The 21,120-nt window shown below is 64.5% G+C and carries 18 protein-coding genes; 15 read left to right on the top strand and 3 right to left on the bottom strand.

The window, feature by feature from the left end:
• Positions 1–207 precede the first annotated feature (207 nt).
• The 5 genes from MMB74_RS12260 to MMB74_RS12240 all read left to right on the top strand — a co-directional run bounded on the left by MMB74_RS12260 (position 208) and on the right by MMB74_RS12240 (position 6,301).
• Positions 208–1,500, top strand: a complete 1,293-nt coding sequence (locus tag MMB74_RS12260) for an aspartate carbamoyltransferase (RefSeq protein ID WP_277428889.1) — start codon at positions 208–210, stop codon at positions 1,498–1,500.
• A 226-nt stretch (positions 1,501–1,726) separates the two neighbouring features.
• Complete coding sequence (locus MMB74_RS12255) at positions 1,727–2,410, top strand: 2Fe-2S iron-sulfur cluster-binding protein (RefSeq protein WP_277428888.1); 684 nt, start codon at positions 1,727–1,729, stop codon at positions 2,408–2,410.
• A gap of 18 nt (positions 2,411–2,428) precedes the next feature.
• Positions 2,429–3,451 (top strand): xanthine dehydrogenase family protein subunit M, encoded by a 1,023-nt coding sequence (locus tag MMB74_RS12250; RefSeq protein WP_277428887.1) that lies wholly within the window; start codon positions 2,429–2,431, stop codon positions 3,449–3,451.
• Entirely contained in the window at positions 3,448–5,670 is a 2,223-nt protein-coding gene (locus MMB74_RS12245; RefSeq protein ID WP_277428886.1) for a xanthine dehydrogenase family protein molybdopterin-binding subunit, read from the top strand. Before MMB74_RS12250 ends, MMB74_RS12245 begins: the two co-directional genes overlap by 4 nt.
• A gap of 40 nt (positions 5,671–5,710) precedes the next feature.
• Positions 5,711–6,301 (top strand): nucleotidyltransferase family protein, encoded by a 591-nt coding sequence (locus tag MMB74_RS12240; RefSeq protein ID WP_277428885.1) that lies wholly within the window; start codon positions 5,711–5,713, stop codon positions 6,299–6,301.
• Here MMB74_RS12240 and MMB74_RS12235 read toward each other — a convergent pair whose 3' ends face one another.
• Positions 6,302–7,327 (bottom strand): NAD(P)-dependent alcohol dehydrogenase, encoded by a 1,026-nt coding sequence (locus MMB74_RS12235; RefSeq protein WP_277428884.1) that lies wholly within the window; start codon positions 7,325–7,327, stop codon positions 6,302–6,304.
• 131 nt (positions 7,328–7,458) lie between these two features.
• On the opposite strand from MMB74_RS12235, the gene MMB74_RS12230 reads away from it, so the two are divergent.
• The 8 genes from MMB74_RS12230 (at position 7,459) to MMB74_RS12195 (ending at position 16,555) form a co-directional block, all read left to right on the top strand.
• Positions 7,459–8,394 carry a LysR substrate-binding domain-containing protein gene (locus MMB74_RS12230; protein WP_277428883.1) on the top strand — a complete coding sequence of 312 codons (936 nt, stop codon included), beginning with the start codon at positions 7,459–7,461 and terminating at the stop codon, positions 8,392–8,394.
• A 218-nt stretch (positions 8,395–8,612) separates the two neighbouring features.
• Positions 8,613–8,759 (top strand): hypothetical protein, encoded by a 147-nt coding sequence (locus MMB74_RS12225; RefSeq protein WP_277429001.1) that lies wholly within the window; start codon positions 8,613–8,615, stop codon positions 8,757–8,759.
• A 225-nt stretch (positions 8,760–8,984) separates the two neighbouring features.
• Positions 8,985–10,526, top strand: coding sequence for a methyl-accepting chemotaxis protein (locus MMB74_RS12220; protein WP_277428882.1), 1,542 nt, complete (start codon positions 8,985–8,987; stop codon positions 10,524–10,526).
• 239 nt (positions 10,527–10,765) lie between these two features.
• Entirely contained in the window at positions 10,766–12,517 is a 1,752-nt protein-coding gene (locus tag MMB74_RS12215) for a penicillin-binding protein 2 (RefSeq protein WP_277428881.1), read from the top strand.
• 118 nt (positions 12,518–12,635) lie between these two features.
• On the top strand, positions 12,636–13,724 hold the full coding sequence (gene pdhA / locus MMB74_RS12210) for a pyruvate dehydrogenase (acetyl-transferring) E1 component subunit alpha (RefSeq protein WP_277428880.1): 1,089 nt from the start codon (positions 12,636–12,638) through the stop codon (positions 13,722–13,724).
• Complete coding sequence (locus tag MMB74_RS12205; RefSeq protein WP_277428879.1) at positions 13,717–14,700, top strand: alpha-ketoacid dehydrogenase subunit beta; 984 nt, start codon at positions 13,717–13,719, stop codon at positions 14,698–14,700. The genes pdhA and MMB74_RS12205 overlap by 8 nt, the downstream gene beginning before the upstream one ends.
• Positions 14,697–15,821: a dihydrolipoamide acetyltransferase family protein gene (locus MMB74_RS12200; RefSeq protein ID WP_277428878.1), complete on the top strand. Its 1,125-nt coding sequence runs from the start codon at positions 14,697–14,699 to the stop codon at positions 15,819–15,821. Before MMB74_RS12205 ends, MMB74_RS12200 begins: the two co-directional genes overlap by 4 nt.
• 578 nt (positions 15,822–16,399) lie before the next feature.
• Positions 16,400–16,555, top strand: a complete 156-nt coding sequence (locus MMB74_RS12195) for a DUF3309 family protein (RefSeq protein WP_277428877.1) — start codon at positions 16,400–16,402, stop codon at positions 16,553–16,555.
• A 139-nt stretch (positions 16,556–16,694) separates the two neighbouring features.
• Here the strand turns inward: MMB74_RS12195 and MMB74_RS12190 are convergent, their stop codons facing one another.
• Positions 16,695–17,405, bottom strand: coding sequence for an MgtC/SapB family protein (locus MMB74_RS12190; protein ID WP_277428876.1), 711 nt, complete (start codon positions 17,403–17,405; stop codon positions 16,695–16,697).
• Positions 17,406–17,589: 184 nt separating this feature from the next.
• Between MMB74_RS12190 and MMB74_RS12185 the strand changes: the two genes are divergently transcribed.
• Entirely contained in the window at positions 17,590–18,129 is a 540-nt protein-coding gene (locus MMB74_RS12185; RefSeq protein WP_277428875.1) for a DUF4142 domain-containing protein, read from the top strand.
• 81 nt (positions 18,130–18,210) lie between these two features.
• Here MMB74_RS12185 and MMB74_RS12180 read toward each other — a convergent pair whose 3' ends face one another.
• Complete coding sequence (locus MMB74_RS12180; protein WP_277428874.1) at positions 18,211–19,512, bottom strand: UDP-N-acetylglucosamine 1-carboxyvinyltransferase; 1,302 nt, start codon at positions 19,510–19,512, stop codon at positions 18,211–18,213.
• A 614-nt stretch (positions 19,513–20,126) separates the two neighbouring features.
• On the opposite strand from MMB74_RS12180, the gene MMB74_RS12175 reads away from it, so the two are divergent.
• A complete protein-coding gene (locus MMB74_RS12175; RefSeq protein WP_277428873.1) occupies positions 20,127–20,750 on the top strand; it encodes a YigZ family protein in 624 nt (207 codons plus the stop codon).
• The last annotated feature ends 370 nt before the right edge of the window (positions 20,751–21,120 follow it).

Below are 21,120 nucleotides of genomic sequence, written 5' to 3'. Positions count from 1 at the left end.
GAAACGGCAAACGCCGGGGCGTCGCTGCATACAGCGCGCACCGCGGTCGCTACAACCGACGAAAAATAAACGGGGTTCGTTTCCATCCGGCCGAGTGTACACGGTCATCCAGCGCGACGACAACATTTTTGCGGGTGCTTCCTTGACTTCCGCGTCGGACGAAGTACTATACGCAGCGCGCACACACCCCCCTCATCGAGGCCGCTTATGACCGTTCCCCAGCAAGCCTTCCTGCGCGACGCGATGCGCCGCATGAACATGACACGCGATGCGTTCGCCAACCGCATCGGCGTTAGCCGGCGCGCGCTCGATACCTGGCTTCTGCCCGAGGATTCGCAGGAATCGCGCTCCATGCCGGAGATCGTCGAGCGCTTCGTCTCGGAAATCGTCGTCCACGGCACGCAGAGCGGCGAATATACGCATCGCGCACATCCACCATCGCTTGCGGGTCAAATCCTGTTCGAGGGCAAACCGCAACTTCTTTCGGTCGATCAGTTTTCGCGCGAATCGGTCGAGGCGCTGTTTCGCGTGGCCGATGTCATGCAGCCGATCGCGCGGCGCCAGAAGATTTCGCGCGTGCTCGAGGGGGCGGTGCTCGGCAATTTGTTCTTCGAAGCGAGCACGCGCACGCGCGTATCGTTCGGTGCGGCCTTCTGCCGATTGGGCGGATCGGTTTGCGACACGACCGGCTTCACGTTTTCGTCGATGGCCAAAGGGGAATCGATCTACGACACGAGCCGCGTCATGAGCGGCTATGTGGATGCACTCGTGGTGCGGCATCCGGAGCAAGGCTCCGTCGCCGAGTTCGCGCGAGCGACGAACCTGCCCGTGATCAACGGCGGCGATGGCCCCGGCGAACATCCAAGCCAGGCCCTGCTCGATCTCTATACGATTCAGCGCGAATTCTCGCGGCTCGGCAAGATCGTCGACGGCGCCCACATTGCGCTCGTCGGGGATCTGAAATACGGTCGCACGGTTCATTCGCTCGTAAAGTTGCTCGCCCTGTACCGGGGGCTCAAGTTCACGCTGATCTCGCCGCCCGCGCTCGAGATGCCTGCGCATATCGTCGATCAGATCTCGCGCAATGGCCACGTGATCGAGCAATCGAACGATCTAGCAACGGGGCTTCGGGGTGCGGATGTCGTCTACGCCACGCGAATCCAAAAAGAGCGCTTCACTGACGAATCGTTCGAAGGTTACACGCCGGAATTTCAAATCAACCAAGCGCTGGTCGATGCAACGTGCGGCCGCGACACGCTGATCATGCATCCGTTGCCGCGCGACAGCCGCCCCGGCGCGAACGATCTATGCACCGATCTGAACCACGACCCGCGGCTAGCGATTTTTCGTCAAACCGATAACGGCATCCCCATCCGCATGGCCATTTTTGCGGTGCTGCTCGGCGTCGAGCATCTCGTTCAGCATTCGATGCGTGACGCGGCTTGGCGCCCGCCGGCATTCCTCGGGCCGGACGACGCGGTCTTCCACGGCATCGATTGACATCCGGGCGGTGGCCTCGCCGCCTCGTCCCTCCCCTCCCCGGCAAATTTCGCGCTAGCTGCTATAACAATCGGACACGCAGCGCGCGCCGCCACGCGCGCAGACTCGCGCCACCCGCTTGCATGGCGTCCCTCGGCGCGGCGGCACGCGAGAAGTCGCGACAACCGGCACTGCGATGCGGGCATCGCGATTGCTCGCCTTCGATCCGAAGCTTCGCTCATCGACCATGTCCAAGCCCGCCGCCCCCGATGACCTGCCGCGCACGCCAAACTTGGCGCGTCGCCGCTTTCTTCAATCCGCTGCGGCAGCCGCCACCGTCGGCGCAGCGCCGCACTTATCCGCAGAGGTACCGCCGATGGCTCAGAGCGTGCCGCCTCCCATAGCCCACGCAGCGCCGCCCGCGCGCGCCGTGAAGCTCACGATCAACGGAAAGCCCTACCAGCTTCAGATCGAGCCGCGCGTCACGCTGCTCGACGCGCTACGCGAATACGCGGGCCTCACGGGGACGAAGAAGGGCTGCGATCGCGGGCAATGCGGCGCCTGCACAGTGCTCGTCGATGGCCGCCGCATCAATTCATGCTTGACGCTCGCCGTGATGCACGAAGGCCAATCGATCACCACGGTGGAAGGACTCGCTCACGGACAGACGCTGAGCCCCTTGCAGCGCGCTTTCATCGAGCACGATGCCTTTCAATGCGGTTACTGCACGCCGGGGCAGTTGTGTTCGGCCACCGCGCTGCTCGACGAATTTCGCGCCGGTGCCGCAAGCGCCGTCACGGCCGACGTTCGCACTCGACCCGCCGCCCTGACCGACGATGAGATCCGCGAACGAATGAGCGGCAATCTGTGCCGCTGCGGCGCCTACCCGAACATCGTGGCGGCGGTGCGCATCGTGCATGAGCGCGGCTAACGACGCAAGGAGTCACGCATGGAGGCAATCGCTTACGAACGCGCGACCAGCATAGCCGATGCGGTCAAGGCGGCGCGCGAGCCCGGGACGGCGTTCATCGGCGGCGGCACGAACCTGCTCGACCTCATGAAAGGCGGCATCGCACATCCGTTGAAGCTCGTCGATATCACGCACTTGCGCGACGACGGACTCGATGCGGTGCGCGCCCTGCCCGACGGCGGCATTCGTATCGGTGCGCTGATGCGCAACAGCGACGCGGCCAATCACACACTCGTGCGCGAACGCTATCCGTTGCTCACGCAAGCGCTGCTGGCCGGTGCATCGGCGCAACTGCGCAACATGGCGACGATCGGCGGCAACCTCATGCAGCGCACGCGTTGCCATTACTTCTACGACACGACATTCGCCGCTTGCAACAAGCGCGCGCCCGGCAGCGGCTGCGCGGCGCGAGACGGTTATCAGCGCCTGCATGCGATTCTCGGTGCGAGCGAACACTGCATCGCCGTCAACCCATCGGACATGAGCGTGGCGCTCGCCGCCCTCGATGCGAACGTTCAAGTCGTCGGCCCCGACGGCGCGAGGCAAATACCGATTGGCGAGTTTCATCGCTTGCCCGGCGATCGCCCCGATGTCGATACGACGCTGCGTCCCGGCGAATTGATCACGGGGGTCGATTTACCGCCTTCCCGCCTCGCCGATCGCGCCTTTTACCTGAAGATTCGCGACCGCGCGAGCTACGCGTTTGCACTCGTCTCCGTCGCCGCGGCGCTGCAGTTGCAAGGCGATAAAGTCGCAGCGGCGCGCATTGCGCTCGGCGGCGTAGCGCACAAGCCGTGGCGCGCGAGCATCGCCGAAAACGTGCTGATAGGGCGAACGCTAGACGACGAAACCCTGCGCGAAGCGGCCGCCGCACAGATGCGCGATGCCCGGCCGCAGCACGGCAATCGCTTCAAGGTCGCGCTCGCCGAGCGCGCCATCGTACGCGCGGTCAACGTTGCCGCGGGCCGCGAGCCTGCCGGCGTCACCGGAGCACCCGCATGAACACGATCGGTCAACCGCTCGATCGCACCGACGGCGTCCTCAAAGTGACGGGCCGCGCCCAGTATGCCGCCGAGTTTCCCGCGGCCCACCTCGCGCATGGCGTGCTCGTCACGAGCACGATCCCATGCGGACGGGTCGCCTCGATCGACACCTCGCGCGCCGATTCCATGCCGGGCGTGCTGCACGTCATGACTTCGCGCAACGCGCCGCGTTTGCCCCAGGGCGGCCGGCCCAATGTGTCGCCGCCCGCGCAACGCCAGTTGTCGCTGCTGCAGGACGACGAGATCCGCTACGACAACGAGCCGATCGCCGTGGTCGTCGCCGACACGCTCGAACGGGCCGTCGATGCGGCGGCGAAGCTGCGCGTCGTCTACGAGCGCGCTTCGCCCAACCTCGACTTCTCGAAAGCGAAAGCGCTTGGGCATGCGCCCGCCTCGATGATCGGCGGCAAAGCCGACACCGAGCGCGGCGACATCGAGCAAGGGCTGCGCGCCGGCGCCGTGCGCATCGACGCCGTCTACACCACGCCGATGGAGCATCACAATCCGATGGAGCCTCACGCGGTGATGGCCTCGTGGGACGGTCCGCGCCTGACGCTTTACGACACGACGCAAGGCGTCGCCAACGCGCAGCGGGCCGTGGCGACGTTTCTCGGCATCGCCCCACAAGACGTACACATCATTTCGCCATTCGTCGGCGGCGGCTTCGGCTGCAAAGGCTCGGTGTGGTCCCATGTCGCGCTTTGCGCAATGGCGGCGCGCCAGGTCGGCAGGCCCGTGCGCCTCGCGCTCACGCGTCCGCAAATGTTCGGCCCCGTGGGCGGGCGGCCCCATACCGAGCAACATCTAGCGCTTGCCGCGCGCAAGGACGGCACCCTCACCGGCCTGCGCCACGCGACGTTCTCGAACACATCGACGTTCGAAGACTGGACCGAAACCTCGGGCGTCCTGACGCGAATGCTTTACGAAGTCCCGAACCTAGCAACCTCGCACCGTCTCGTGCCGCTGAACGTCGGCACGCCTACGTTCATGCGCGCGCCCGGCGAAATGACGGGCTCGTTCGCGCTCGAATCGGCGCTCGACGAACTCGCCGTCGCGCTGAAGATGGATCCGATCGCATTACGGCTGAAGAACTACGCCGAGATCGACCCGCAGGAAGGCAAACCTTGGTCGAGCAAGCAACTGCGCGAATGCTATCGCCTGGGCGCCGAACGCTTCGGCTGGTCGAAGCGTCAAGCTGCGCCTCGATCGATGCGCGACGGCACGACGTTGATCGGCATGGGCATGGCGACGGCGACCTATCCGGGACATCGCAGCGAAGCCGCAGCGTTTGCGCGCATCATGCCCGATGGCACCGCCGTGGTGGCCTCCGGCACGCAGGATCTCGGCACCGGAACTTACACGGTCATGACGCAGGTCGCCGCGGACGCGCTGGGGTTCCCGCTCGAGCGCGTGAGCTTCGCCCTCGGCGATTCGACGTTACCGCATGCCCCCGTGTCCGGCGGATCGCAATCGGTGGCGAGCGTCTCGCCCGCCGTGCGCGAAGCCGCGACGCAGGCACGGCAGCACCTGATCGCCACCGCCTGCGCGGATCCGGCTTCGCCGCTGCATGCCATGCCTGTAAACGAGGTAACCGTCGTCGAGGGCTGGGTGGTCAGCCGCACCGATGCTTCGCGCCGCGATCCGGCCGCCGCCGTCATCGCCCGCAATGGCGGCCACCCCATCGAAGCGCAGGTGACCGCCAAGCGCGGCGACGAAACCGGTCGATATTCGTTCCATTCGTTCGGCGCCGTGTTCGCGCAAGTGCATGTCGATGAGGCGCTCGGCGCCATTCGCGTGCCGCGCATCGTCGCCGTCTACGACGTGGGGCGGTTGCTCAACGAAAAAACGGGCAAGAGCCAATTGATGGGCGGTATCGTATGGGGACTTGGGGCCGCACTGGAGGAAGCGAGCGAACTCGACGCCCGCTATGGACGCTTCGTCAACGCGAATCTGGCCGAATACCACGTGCCGGTCAATGCCGATGTAGGGACGATCGACGTCAGCGTGCTCAACGTGCCGGATCCGCACTTCAACTCGCTCGGCGCGCGCGGCATCGGCGAGATCGGCATCACCGGCGTCCCGGCGGCGATCGCGAACGCCGTTTATCATGCGACGGGCGTGCGCGTGAGGGACCTGCCCATCACGCTCGACAAAGTGCTACAAAGCGCAACCGTCTAACCTATAGCACCTGCTTCGTCAGCGACGAGCCTATGGCCCCATGACCTACGCTTCATCCACAACGGCGCTACTGCTCGCGGCGGGCCGCGGCACACGCTTCGATCCGGCCGGGGTGCAGAACAAGCTGCTCGCGCCGCTGCCCGACGGAACGCCCGTTGCATGCGCGGCAGCCCATGCGTTGCTCGCGACGATGCCCAACGTCATCGCCATCGTGCGGCCGGGCGCGGAAGCGCTCGCTCAAGCGCTCAACGATACGGGCTGCAACGTCTTCTTCTCCACCGATGCCGAGCGTGGCATGGGTGCAAGCCTTGCTGCCGGCGTGCGCGCGACCGCCGACGCCGAAGGCTGGATCGTTGCGCTCGCCGATATGCCTTGGATCGCGCCGTCCACGATCGAAGCGCTGGCGCGCCGCGTCGATGCCGGCGCATCGATCGTCGCGCCGGTCTTCCGCGGCCGCCGCGGGCATCCGGTCGGCTTCGGCGCGATGCATCGCGCGGCGCTGTCCGCGCTCGACGGCGACATCGGCGCGCGGCGGCTGCTCGAAGCAAACGATGTCGCAGCGGTCGAAGTCGACGATGCCGGGATCCTCGCCGACGTCGACACCCATGCCGACCTGCAACGACAGCGCTGATCAGCGCAACTCAATCACGAGCTTGCCGAAGGCGCCGCGCTTCAGATGCGCGAGCGCCTGCGGCAATTGCTCGAAGGCGTAGCGTGCGTCGATCACGGGCGTCAGGCCGGTGGCGTCCACCGCGCGCACGAGATCTTCCAGCGCGCGCCGATGCCCCACCCCGATCCCTTGAATCACTGGCCGTGTCAAGAACGACGGTACGCTCGGAAACGTCATCGTCTGCTCGCCGAGCACGCCGATCAGCGAGATGCGCCCGCCCTGGCGCAGCGCGCGCAGCGACGCGGCGAGGTTCTCGCCCCCGGCGAGCTCGAAAATGTGATCGACGCCGCGCCCGTTCGAATAATCGCGCGCCAATAGTTCCCATTGCGGGTGCGCGTTTCTGTCGATGACATACGATGCGCCCAGATCCAACACCGCGCGCCGTTTCTCTTCGCTGCCGGTTGTGACGATCACTTGCGCACCATGCGCGCGGGCGATCTGCATACCGAACAAGGCCACGCCGCCGGTGCCCTGCATCAGCACGGTCTGTCCCGCGTGCACGTGGCCCATCTCGACGAGCGCGAACCACGCCGTCAAACCCGCGCACGGCAGCGTGCTGGCTCGCGCGGCATCGAGCGTGCGCGGTGCATGAACGAGCCAGTCCTCATGCAGCACGACGTACTGCGCCAGCACGCCCGGAAGCGAGCCGCCGAGCACGCGGGCCGTCGACGGCCAGTCGCCGTCGAGCCATCCGGCCCAAAACGTACCGAGCACGTCGTCTCCGTCGCGAAAACGCGTGACCCGCCCCCCGATCGCAACCACGCTGCCCGAAAAATCCGATCCCGGCGTGCAAGGGAACGGCATGGCAGCGCCGTCGTCGCCCTCGATGACACCGAGATCGCGGTAGTTCAGGGAAACCGCGCCGATGCGAACCAGCACCTCATGCTCGCCAGGCGTTGGAACGGGCACCGTCTCGAGCGTCAGATGCTGGGCTCCGGGACGGGTTACCGTCCATCTTTTCATCGTCGAACGCTTTGAAGCCGTCATGTCGTCATCTCCCATAAAGTCGATGGAGAGAAAGCATACTGACGATCAAATGTCTCCAGTGACGGCAAATATTCGTTTCATTGTAGACTTGCTAGCACCAATCGATCTGACCTGCAATCAGGCTTGCACCGATGACCCGAGGCCCTTCGATCAAGACCGACCGTTTAACAGGCATCGCCATATTCGTTCAGGCGGCCGAGGCGGGCAGTTTCTCGCTGGCGGCCGAGCGGCTTCGGTTGACGCGCTCCGCGGTGGGCAAGAGCATCGCGCGCTTGGAGGAGCGGTTGGGCGCCCGGCTCTTTCTGCGCACCACGCGACAACAAACGCTGACGGCGGATGGGCAGGCGTTCTACGATCACTGCGTACGGGCCCTGGCCGAACTCGATGCGGGCGAAGCTGCGTTGAGCGATGCGCGCTTATCGCCTCAGGGCCGGCTGCACGTGAGCGCCCCTGTCCTGTTCGGCCGCTTGTGCGTCGCGCCGGTGCTGCTCGAACTGGCGTCGCGTTATCCAAAGCTCGAGCTGCAGATGAGTTTGACGGACCGGGTGGTCGATCTCGTCGACGAGAATGTCGATCTGGTCGTGCGCAGCGGCGCGCTGCGCAACGCGCCGGCCGATTTCGTCGCACGCAAACTCGGCGATCAGACGATGCGGCTGTGCGCCAGCCCCGACTATTTGGCGCGCCACGGCACGCCGCGTACAGTGGCCGAGCTCGACGGGCATCACGGCGTGTTGTACGCGTCCGGCCGCCGCGACGTCGCGTGGCCGCTCAGCGACCAGACCGGGACGATGCGCACGGTCACGCTGAGGCATCGGCTTCGATTCGACGACCTCGAAACGATCGTCGCTGCGATCAAGGCCGGTGCGGGCATCGCGCGGCTGCCTTGCTGGCTGATCGCGGACGATCTGCGAGCGGGATCGCTGGTCGCATTGCTGCCCGACGCTTCCGGGCCGCGCATCGAGGTGAACCTTGCATGGCGGCGCACGCGGCACTTGCCCACGCGCGTACGCATCGCCATCGATATGTTGGCGGCACGCCTGCCCGCCACGCTCGCAATCGGCGGTTAGGCGGTGGCCCGTCCCCACCTGCCCCACGTGCCCGCATCGCCTCAGGCACAGCACATGCTTCGCAGCCTCGCTTCGGAAGCGCGGCGCAATGACATCCGCCCGCGCCACAAACGGCAGGCAGCGCACTGACGGATGGCCTATAAAGGAGTGACGCCGCTATCCTTTGTATTGATCCCCTCGTCACCTTTATCGATACGCATAAGACAATGGACTATCGCATGCACACCGCACCGATTCCCGACCCCCTCGCCGATCCCACGCGCGATCCGGAAGGCGAGCCGGTGGTGCCTCCCGCGCCGGGCCACCATAACGACGAGCCGCAGCGGCCCGAAGGCCCGCCCGACAAGAATCCGTCGCGAACGTAAAACGTAAGACGTAAGCGCAAGCCGCCCCTCGGCACGCGGCGCAACGCCGCGGCATGGCGCGGCAGCCCGCGACAGTTGGCCCCACGCACCCTCCGATCAGGGTTTCCCCCTCTACGCCCCTTGAAACGCGACGTCGTTAAACCGGGTACGCGCGGCTTCGGGGATTTGCTCAGACGAAGCCGTTGATTGACAGATCGACCCTTCGTGAGCGACGTAATGCAGAAAATGACTTTGAATCGAAAGCTCGGCTCGATGATCGCCGTCCTGTGGGCGGGACTCATCCTGATCGCGGTAGCGGGTGTTTGGCAGAACCGCGCATCGATGATCGACGACCGAAAAGACCGGCTCGTGGCACTGGTGCAAGAAGCCAATAGCGTCGCGCAGCACTATTACGACGCCGCGCAGCAGCACGCGATGAGCGAGGAAGACGCCAAGAAGCAAGCGTTGCAAACGATCGGCATGCTCCGCTACGGCACGGACGGCTACTATTCGATCAACGATTCGCAATCGGTCATGCTGATGCATCCGATCAAGCCGCAGTTGGTCGGCAAGAACTTGTCCGGCTTCACCGATCCCGCGGGCAATCATCTGTTCCTCGATATCGTCAAGGCAGGCAATCAAGAACACGGCGGTTTCGTCCCCTACCTCTGGTCCAAGCCCGGCAGCGACGTGCCCGTGCCGAAGCTGTCGTACGCGCTGCGCTTCGCGCCGTGGGATTGGGTGATCGTCACCGGTATGTACATGGACGACGTCAACGCCGCATTCGTCTCGAACGTGATTCGCTGGGTGTTGATCATCGGCGTGCTCGGCACGCTCGCCACCGTTGCGATGGTGCTGGTCCTGCGCAGCGTGCGGCGTGCTTTGGGCGGCGATCTCGAGGTGGCGGCCGCCACGGCGCAGCGCATCGCGAACGGCGATCTGACGGGACACATCCCCGTTCGGCACGACGACGAAACGAGCCTGATGGCCGTGCTCGCGCACATGCAGTCGGGTATCGCCAATGCCGTCAAGCGCGTGCGCTCGGGCACCGAGAACATCAACGTCGGCGCAAGCGAGATCGCCGCCGGCAACACCGACTTGTCGCAACGCACGGAGCAACAAGCCGCCGCGCTCGTCGAAACGGCGTCGAGCATGGATCAGATGACGACCAACGTCAAAATGAACGCCGACAGCGCCTCGCAAGCCGCCAAGCTCGCCGAGCAAGCGGCCGATGTCGCGACGCGCGGCAGCAGCGTGGTGGACGATGTCGTGCGCACGATGAGCGAGATCACGTCGAGCTCGCAAAAGATCGGCGACATCATCGGCGTGATCGACGGCATCGCGTTCCAAACGAACATCCTTGCGCTGAACGCGGCAGTCGAAGCCGCGCGTGCCGGCGAGCAGGGCCGGGGCTTTGCCGTCGTCGCCTCGGAAGTGCGCAGCCTCGCACAACGCTCGGCGACGGCCGCCAAGGAAATCAAGGCGTTGATCGAATCGTCGACCAATACGGTCGATCAAGGGGCCGCACTCGTGGCCAACGCCGGTTCGACCATGGGCGAGATCGTGCAATCGGTGCGCCGCGTCAACGAGATCCTAGAAGAAATCAGCCATGCATCCCGCGAGCAAAGCGCGGGCATCGAGCAAGTCAACCGCGCAGTCGGCGAAATGGATAAAGTCACGCAGCAAAACGCAGCATTGGTGGAAGAAGCCGCCGCTGCCGCGCAATCGCTGAAAGACCAGGCGAACGTGCTGCGCGAAGCGATCTCGGGGTTCGCCCTGCCCGCTTAGGCGATCCGCTCGTCGCGCGGCTACGGCGCTACTCGATCCAGGGCCGCAGCCGCGAGCGAACGCCCCGCTCTCTTTCCGGGCCGCCGCTTTTGCGGCGGTTTTTTTTCATGCGGCCGAGAACGCTCGCGCCACGCGCTCCTCGCGCATTGCCTATAGCGCGCTGCCCGCTTATTTACATTTTCATTACAATGTCGAGCTTGCGCCGTCCGGCGTGATCTTTCAAACGCTCGTACATTTCGATGACCGCATCGCCCAAGAGACGCCCGACGCCCTACTCGCCTTCCGCGCTCGCCACCCAGCCCGCGCTCGCCTCGCACAGGCACCCGAAGCGCTCGGCGCTCGTCATGCTCGTCATTTCGCTGGCCTTCGCCGGCCTGGCCGCGCGCGCCGGGTGGATCCAGATCGTCGAGCATGACTTTCATGTGGCCCAAGGCGAAAAGCGGCACCGCCAGATGCTCGAACTGACCGCGAAACGCGGGCCTATCGTCGACCGCCACGGCGCGTTGCTAGCCGTGAGCCTGGCCACGTATGAGATATGGGCCGAGCCCGAGCGCTTCGATCGCTCTGCCGCCCAAGGGCTGGCGCAAGCGCTGGCGCTCTCGCCCGAAGCAGTGTTGGAACGCCTCGACACCGGGCGCGCCAACGTATTGCTGAAGCGCCACGTCGATGCGCAAACGGCAAGCCGCATCGCAAGCATGCGCATTCCCGGCGTCACGCGCGTCGTCACGTCCAAGCGCTTCTATCCCGAGGGCGAATCGGCCGCGCACGTCGTCGGGCTGACCGATACCGACGACGTGGGCCAAGAAGGCGTCGAACTCGCCGCCAACGCACAACTGACCGGGGAGCCCGGTGAACGCGAAGTGATTCGCGACCGGCTCGGGCGCATCGTGTCCGACCTGCGCCCCCTCACTCCGGCGCGGCATGGGCAAACCGTTCGTCTCACGATCGACCGCCGCATTCAGCAGCTCGCCTTTGCGCAACTGAAGGCCGCGCTCGAGCGCCATCGCGCCCAAGCGGGCAGCGTCGTCGTGCTCGATGCGCGCACAGGCGAAATTCTGGCGCTGGCCAATGCACCGTCGTTCGACCCGAACGCGCGCAACGGCTTGAGCGCCCAGACCATGCGCAATCGCGCGCTTGTCGATACGTTCGAACCCGGCTCGACCATCAAACCGCTTGCGATCGCAACCGCGCTCGATACAGGGCATCTTCGGCCCGATTCGTTGATCGATACCGAACGCGGCCGCTATCGCATCGGCAAGCACACGATCCACGATACCGCCAACCACGGGACGGTCAGCGTCGCGCAAGCGCTGGCGACATCGAGCAATATCGCGCTAGCGAAGATCGCCATGACGTTGCCGGCCGAAACGCTTTGGAGTGCTTATCGTCAATATGGGCTCGGGCTGGCGCCGCCGCTGCCGTTTCCGGGCGTCGCTGCCGGCAAGCTCAGGCCGTGGCAGAAATGGAGGCCCGTGGAGCAAGCGACGATGGGATACGGCTACGGCTTGTCGACGTCGCTGCTGCAAATGGCGCAGGCCTACACGGCGCTTGCCGGCGACGGCACCTTGCGGCCCGCGGCGCTCATCGCCCGCGACGAGCGTGCGGCCGACGACGAGGACACGCAAAGCGGGGCGCGCGTCACGACCGAACGCACGGCCGCGACACTGCGCGCGATGCTCGAAGCGGCCACGCTCGAAGGCGGCACGGGGCGCCGAGCGCAAATCGACGGTTATCGCATCGGCGGCAAGACCGGCACCGCGTGGAAACACGCGGGCGCGGCCACGGGCTATGCGCGTCACAAGTATCGTTCGCTGTTCGTCGGCATTGCGCCGATCGATGCGCCTCGGCTCGTCGTGGCCGTCATGATCGACGAGCCCGCGGGCGCCTACTACGGCGGCGCGGTGGCGGGACCCGTCTTCTCGGCCGTCGCCGCCGGGGCCCTGCAATTGCTCGGCGTGCCCCCCAGCATGCAATCCGCACCTCGAGCGTAGCGTTCGCATCCGCATTCAATGCATAAAGAAGCGCTCGCCATTTGCGCCACGCCGCCTAAAATCTGAAAACGAGCACACGGTAGCGCCTCGCACGAGGCGCTCATCGAGGACATCGATCATGACGACGGCTGCCAGTTTTCAAATCGAGTACACACAGTTCCTCGATGTTGACGGCGTGCCGATGCAACCCCTCCCCGATTTCGCCAAAGACACTGAAACCCTCGCGGCGTTTTATCGCGCCATGGTGCTGACCCGCGCGTTCGACAACAAGGCCGTTGCGCTGCAGCGCACAGGCAAGCTCGGCACCTTCGCTTCTTCTGTGGGACAAGAGGCTATCGGCGTGGGGCTCGCCGCTGCGATGCGGCCCGAAGACGCCTTCTTTCCGTCATATCGGGATCATGCCGCGCAATTGCTGCGCGGCGTCACGATGACCGAAAGCTTGCTCTATTGGGGAGGCGACGAACGCGGCAGTTGTTTCGCCGCGGCGCCGCACGACTTTCCGAATTGCGTGCCGATCGGCACGCAGGTCTCCCATGCAGCCGGGGCGGCCTATGCCTTCCGTTTGCGCGGCGAGGCGCGTGCTTGCGCGACGATCGTCGGCGACGGCGGCACGTCGAAGGGGGACTTCTACGAAGCAATGAATATGGCGGGCGTATGGCAAGCCCCGCTCGTGATCGTGGTCAACAACAATCGATGGGCCATCTCCGTGCCGCGCGAACGCCAGACGGCCGCGCAAACGCTCGCACAGAAGGCGATCGCCGCCGGCATCGAGGGCCGCCAGGTGGACGGCAACGACGTGATCGCCGTGCACGAAGCGGCGCGGACGGCGCTGGCCAAGGCGCGAGCCGGCGGCGGCCCGACGCTCATCGAAGCGCTGAGCTACCGTCTCGGCGATCACACGACGGCCGACGACGCCACGCGCTACCGCGACCCCGAACTCGTGGCCAAAGCATGGCAAGGGGAGCCGATCGTGCGCCTGCGCAAATATATGCTGTCGCTCGATGCGTGGGACAAGGCGCGCGAAGAGGCGTTGATTCAGTCGTGCCAGCGGTCGATCGAGGAGGCGGTTCAAGCGTATCTGGCCGTGGCGCCGCCGGAGGTATCGTCGATGTTCGACCACCTTTACGCATCGCTACCGCACGCGCTCGCCGATCAGTTGGCGAGCGCACGGCAATTCGCGGATCGTCCGGAGAACGGCCATGCCTGAGCTCGCGCTCGTCGAGGCCGTCAATCTTGCGCTCGCTCATGCGCTCGAGCACGATCCATCGGTCGTGCTGCTCGGCGAGGACATCGGCGTCAACGGCGGCGTATTTCGCGCGACCCAAGGTTTGCAAGCCCATTTCGGGGAAGCGCGCGTGATCGACACGCCGCTGGCCGAAAGCGCCATCGCGGGCACGGCGATCGGCATGGCTGCGATGGGGCTGCGCCCTGTTGCCGAAATCCAATTCACGGGCTTCATCTACCCCATCATCGATCAGATCCTGAACCACGCCGCGCGCCTGCGCCACCGTACCCGCGGCCGCCTTTCCTGTCCGCTCGTGATGCGTTCGCCGTGCGGCGCCGGCATCCATGCGCCCGAGCATCACTCGGAGAGTCCCGAAGCGTTGTTCGCGCATATTCCGGGGCTGCGGGTGGTGATGCCGTCCTCGCCCGCCCGAGCCTACGGGTTGCTGCTCGCGGCCATCCGCGATCCCGATCCGGTCTTGTTTCTGGAACCGACACGGCTTTACCGCTTGTTCAAGCAGAGCGTCGACGACGATGGTCAAGCGCTACCGCTCGACACTTGCTTCACCTTGCGCGAGGGCTCCGATGTCACGCTCGTTTCGTGGGGCGCGATGCTCCAGGAAGTGCTGAGGAGTGCCGATCAATTGGCCGAATCAGGCATCGCGGCCGAAGTGATCGACGTCGCAACGCTCAAGCCGCTCGACGTCGACACTATCCTTGCGTCCGTCGCCAAGACGGGCCGTTGCGTCATCGTGCATGAAGCGCCGCGCACGTGCGGCCTAGGCGCGGAGATCGCAGCGGCCATCGCCGAGCGCGGGCTTTATTCGTTACTGGCGCCGATCGAGCGCGTGACCGGTTACGACGTCGTCGTCCCGCTATTCAGGCTGGAGACGCAGTACATGCCGAGCGTCGCGCGCATCGTTGGCGCCGTCAAGAAAACGCTCGAGGCATCCACGTGAATATCTTCAAGCTGCCCGATTTGGGCGAAGGCCTGCAAGAAGCGGAAATCGTCGAATGGCACGTACAAGCCGGCGATGAAGTGAAAGCCGATCAGCCGCTCGTATCGGTGGAAACGGCGAAGGCGATCGTCGACATCCCTGCGCCGCAAGGCGGGCGCATCGCCAAGCTCTACGGCAAGAAAGGCGACATCGTGCATTTGGGCGCGGCGCTCGTCGGCTTCGAGGGCGAAGGCGGCCAGGCCGACACGGGCACGGTGGTCGGCCGCATGGAGACGAGCGAGCGCGTCGTGCACGAAGCGGCCTCGTCCGCGCCCGCACCGATGGGAGGGTTGAGCGTCGGGACCGCGGCGGTCAAGGCGACGCCGGCCGTGCGCGCGCTGGCGCGCAAGCTGGACATCGATTTGACGATGGTGATGCCGACCGGCCCCGACGGCATCGTCACGTCGAGCGATGTCGAGCGCACGGCAAAGCTGTTGACCGAGCTGGGGCCGCCCGAAGCGCTGCGCGGCGTGAGACGCGCGATGGCGCTGAACATGGCGCAGGCGCAAAGCGAGGTGGCGGCGGCCACGGTGATCGACGATGCGGACATCGACGCATGGAAAGCCGGCGCCGATGTCACGATTCGCTTGATTCGCGCGTTGGTGGCCGGGTGCCGTGCGCAACCGGGACTGAACGCATGGTTCGACGGGCGCAGCGCGAGGCGACGCGTGCTCGCGAAAATCGACGTCGGGATTGCCGTTGATTTGCCCGATGGGCTGTTCGTGCCCGTGCTGAGAGACGTCGCGCACCGCGATGCGGCCGATTTGCGCGCGGGGCTGGACCGGATGCGCGCCGACGTTCGCGCACGCAAGATCCCCCCGGAAGAAATGCGCGGCAATTCGATCACGTTGTCGAACTTCGGCATGATCGCCGGCAAGTACGCGGCGCCGATCGTCGTTCCGCCGACCGTGGCGATTCTAGGCGCGGGGCGCGTGCATGATGCCGTGGTGGCGCACAACCGCCAACCCGTCGTGCATGCCCTCTTACCGCTCAGCTTGACCTTCGATCATCGCGTCGTAACGGGCGGCGAAGCGGCGCGATTTTTAGCGGCGGTCATTCAAGATTTGGAATTGGCCGATTAGCGCACCGATTGGGAAGCACCATCAGCTTTACAGATGGCGCGATGGTGCTGGATGCAACGGTATGGGGCGCGGATAGCCTTGGCATGGACATCGACGACATCCTATGCGCTACGCATGGAGAAGCTGGTTGCCGCCTCGACGCGATTTGCGAGCACGGGACGTGAATACAGGCTAGTCGGCCCAACCGGACGGATGTGCAAAGAAGTGGCGGATGTTCGGGACTGGCTGCTCTCGGAGATGCAGGCCGACATGGACTGCTTGAGGGAGCGATACCACCCGTTTCTACATGACGCGCTTTCCGCTTGAAGCGGGTTCGCTTATCGAAACTCATGAATTTTCCCTGGAACGCAGCAACATTTATTTGCTGCGGCGCGGTGAGGAAATCGAATTGAATGTCGTCGCGGCAAAATCGTTTGTAACGTCGACGAATTGCCGACCATATCGGAATCCGGCGAAAACGACGCAACGCCACCCAGCCAATGCGCCCAAGCGAAAGCGACCCACGCGGCATACAAGTTGCGGACCTGTTCCCAAGCGGCTCGCGCCGCCTGTCTTCAACCACTTCAAGGGAGGGCGCTATGTTGGGCACGATCTTGCTAGTCATTCTCATTCTGCTTTTGATCGGCGCATTTCCAGCTTGGCCCTACAGCCGCGGCTGGGGCTACGCGCCAACGGGCACGTTGGGGCTTATCGTCGTCATCGTCGTCATTCTCGTCGTACTCGGTCGAATATAGCCTTAGCGCACTAGCCGATTCGTCGAAGCGTCGTTTGCGTCGCTGGTCTTGCGATGCAGCGACTGCTTCGACTTTTCCTGCGACATGTCGTGCCGAACCTCCTCGGACGTCGCGGTCTCGTCAGGTCAGGTCACGTCATTCAATCCAGCATCGACCATTGCACCCTGATCGCGCCGCTGGCGCGGCCGAGCGAGGCGAACGACGGCGCCATCAAATGCACGTCGAACGCCTCCTTCCAACGCACGAGAAAGCGTGACTCATAGGCGCCATCCTGATCGCTGACGCAGTCGTCTCGCGGCTCCACGCTGCAGCCGATCTCGGCCAATTGCGCCGTCACCTTGTGCGGACAGTCGGAGCCGATCGGGTAACGCAGCGTCAGCCACGCCGCTTTGCGCCGCTCGAGACGGTGTTCGGCCACCCGGAGCACCCACAGCACGAGCAAGCCCAACACGACACCGCAAGCGCCGAGCGTGTACTGACCACCGCCGAAGCACAGACCGACGACTGTGATGAACCACAACATCGCCGCGGTCGTGACGCCGGTCACGAGCCCGTCCTTACGCAGCACGGCCCCAGCGCCGATAAAGCCCATCCCCGTCAGAATGCCGAGCGGTAACCGCATCAAATCGAGCACGGCAAAGCTTTCCTTGCCTTTACCGGTTTGATCCAGCAGCGCATTGGCTTGCAGCATCGCCAAGCAAGCAGCGAGACAGACGAGAATCGTCGTCCGCAATCCAGCGGCTTTGCCCGATTCGCTGCGATTGACGCCGAAGGCGGCCCCTGCGGCGAACGCGCAGAACAGGCGCACGGCGATCGTCGGCCAATCGAGGGTGAGCGGCATCGTCTCCATAGCTGTACGGCACCGATCAAGTCCATGCCGCCTTTGGATTCTTCCATGCGAAGGTGCGAGCAAGACGCACGCCCACCTCTGCACACGCTTCGCGGGTACGCCCTTTGCAAAGCAGCAAACGCGATCGAGCCGGCGCTTGCGCCGTGCATTGCATCCGTCAACGCATACTTCGACAGGAGCCCTCATGAAACGAACCATCTTAGCTTTGACGTGCTGCGCCTTGCTGCTGCCCGTCGCTGCCACCTACGCGCAAACGCAAGCCGCGTCCACCACGGCGGCCAATCCCCTTCCCGAGCCCGATCGTGACTTCGTGCAGGCGGCCTCCATGTCGTCCTCGACGGAAATCGACGCCGCCAAGTTGGCCCAAAAAAACACGAACGATAAGGACGTGAAGTCCTTCGCTCATCGCATGCTGCTCGATCACACGAAGTTGACGGTGGAGCTCAAAGCTGCGGCGCCGCATGGCGTCAAAGTGCCGAAGGACAACTCGGATACGAGCGTCCTCGATTCGTTGAAGCCGCTAAAGGGCAAGGAATTCGACGACGCCTATATTGCGAAGATCGGTGTAAAAGGTCACGAGGACGCCGTGGCCGCCTTCAAGAAAGAGATTTCCGATGGCCATAATGCCGACCTGAAGAAGCTCGCGCAAAAGGGGCTGCCCACGATCGAGCATCACTATCAGCTCGCGCAGGAATTGGCCAAGAAGAAGGGCGTCCAGCAATAAGCGCCGCGGCGGCGAAGCCCATGCCGCCGTATGCGCCTTATTCCGCCGGGGTATAGGTGTGTTCGCCGGGTGTTCGGCGATTCAATCGCCATGCGTCCATTCGACGTTTGCCCCCACCGACCGCAAGTTCTCGACGAAGTGCGGATGCGCGCGGCGAATCGGCAATGCATTCGCTATCACCGAGCGCCCCTCGATGCTCGCGGCTACCATGAGCAGTGCGATTGCGACGCGAATGATGTAGGGGCTTTCCACTTTCGCTGGGCTCAAGGCGATCCCGCCGAACGTAATGAGGCGATGCGGGTCGGACAGGAAAACGTGCGCGCCGAACTTCGAGAGTTCGACCGACCAACCCATCGCGCCGTCATACACCTTGTTCCAAAACATCGCGCTGCCTTCGGCGCGCACGCCGAGCGCGATGAAGATGGGCAGCAGATCGACGGGCAGATACGGCCATGGCGCCGCTTCCACCTTCGTCAAAATGTTGGGCGTGAACGGACGGCGAACCCGCAGCGGGCCATCGCGCAGCGCGCGCGACCAGCCGTCGCGATGGACCAAATTGACGCCGAACTTTGCGAACGTGCGATCGATCAACGGGAACTGCTCGGGTGCGCTGTTCTTGACGACGATGTCGCCGCCCGTGATCGCGCCGAGCGCGAGAAACGTCGCGATCTCGTGGAAATCCTCGCTGAAGCGAAACTCGCCGCCTCCCAAGCGATGACCGCCTTCGATGATCAAACGCGAGGTGCCGATCCCTTCGATCGGAACGCCGAGCATCGCGATGAAACGGCAAAACTCCTGTACGTGCGGCTCCGAGGCGGCGTTCACGAGCGTCGACGTGCCCGCTGCGCCAGCCGCGCACAGGACGAAATTTTCGGTGGTGGTGACCGATGCGTAATCGAGCCAGTGATCGTTCGCCGCCATGCGCGCCTGCGCGCGAACGATCAGCGAATCGGGCGAGCGTTCCACCATCGCGCCGAAGCGTTCGAACACTTCCACGTGCGGATCGATCTCGCGCACGCCGAGGGTGCAGCCTTTCACGTCGTTTTCGAGCCGTGCGACACCGAAGCGGGCAAGTAGCGGCGGCACGAGCATGATCGACGAGCGCATTTCCTCGGGCAAACGGTGTTTGACCGGATCGAACGACGTGGCGTGGTGATGCAGGTCGAGAATGCCCGTGGAGAAGTCCATCGACACGCTGCTGCCAAGGGCGCGGAAGATGTCGAGGATTTTTTTGACGTCTGTGATGTCGGGCACGCCGATGAGCCGCAATGGCTGATCGGTCAGCAGCGTAGCGCACAGAATCGGCAAAACCGCGTTCTTATTGGCGGATGGCGTGATCTCGCCGCGGAGCGGGAGGCCACCATGGACGATCAGATCGGACATATTCGGGGGCGAAACAGAATGTAAGGGGCGTGGCGCAGAAACGCAGGCGCATATCATGCCATCGTCGGGCCCATCTTGGTCGACAAAGTTTCCGACGGATCGCGCAATGGCCAATTTCCGATCCGGCCGCCGCGGCGGGGCTGCTCGAATGCGGCCGTCCCCCGCGGGCGTGCCACAAACGCGAACTCGAGTGCGAGGTGCTTTCGCATCAAGGACTTGCGCGGCCTATGAGCAGGTTATTCACAGCCTTGCCAACAAAATCTGTGAATAAGTTCCCGTCGGCATGGAGTGCCTTGTCTGCACTGGGCTTGTGGGACCGATCGCGGCATGACCTACTGGGACGCCTCACACCAATCAATTCCGAGCACCGAGTCAGAATGTTGCCGACGTGGTGGGAGTTGGTCAGAGCGAGATTGCCGCTGTTTAGCTAGAGCATAATGCGAACACCTTGCCACGCTCGAGCTTCGGTGGCGCACGTGACGCTAAGATCACTCTATTCGGAATCGTGGGTGCCCCTTCTGCAGACAAGCCTTTGTTTTTAAAAGAAACCTTGTTGTATCGGCCACCCGCGCGCCCGCCGCGGCTCGCCACACCTAACCAGGAACAACTGCGTCTTGCCTAGCTTCACACTTGCCGCCCCTGTGACGGCCGAACTCGAGATTCGTAAGAGCCGCTTCATCGCCCATGCGATCCCGGTTGCGGACCGCGATGCGGCCATGCTCGAGCTGCGCCGTCTGCGCGATGCCAACCCGGGCGCGACCCATGTGTGCTGGGCCCTGCTCGCTGGTGGTCAGTCCGGAATGTCCGACGACGGCGAACCGTCGGGCACCGCCGGCCGCCCCATTCTCGAAGTGCTGCGCCATCAGGATCTGGATGGCGTGCTGGCGGCCGTGGTGCGGTACTACGGGGGAGTGAAACTCGGCGCCGGCGGCCTCGTGCGCGCGTATACGGACGCTATCGCGAGCGCGTTGCAACTGGCCGAGCGCGTCGAGCGCATCGCCCAAGCGCACCTTATCGTCGAAACGAGCTATCCCGACGAAGCGCGGGTTCGGCGATGGATGGAACAGGAAAGCGTCGAACTCGTCGAAAGCCGCTATGGCCTGTCGGTGCGGCTTTCGCTACTCATGCCCGCCACGATGGTGGACGCGGCCCGCGCAGCCCTGCGCGATCTGACTCAAGGACGCGCGACTTTTCCCGAAGTCGATGAAGCCGCCGCCGGCGATCCGGCGCATCGCTAGCAAGCAGCCCGATTCCGCCTGTAGTGGCGGCGCACTTCCCACTCGCTGATCTGCCTCTTAGCGCCTCGCGCGCACTGGCCACGGCCGATTCCTTGAATTGGGCGCGAAAACGCACTCCTTTCATCCAATTGGTTTTGGTCGGACAGACCTACACTGCTTTCCATGGAGCGAGACATCGGCTCCATCCACAAAGCCCTCGCGAGGCAACGTGGCGCCGGACAGTCGTAGCAGGAGCTGTGCAGCGATTCCACTCAGCAGTCAGGGTTATCGCTGGTTAGGGTCAACACTGGGGTTCGAGCAGAACGTTGTCGCAGTACGGAGTAGTTGGTGGGTAGTACGCATCACCTGGCAGTTCGCATCACCTGGCAGT

Origin of the sequence: Trinickia sp. Y13, assembly GCF_029522115.1 — a bacterium.
Taxonomy (GTDB): domain Bacteria; phylum Pseudomonadota; class Gammaproteobacteria; order Burkholderiales; family Burkholderiaceae; genus Trinickia.
Note: the sequence above shows the minus strand (reverse complement) of the source record. Positions and strands in the feature narration are given on the sequence as shown.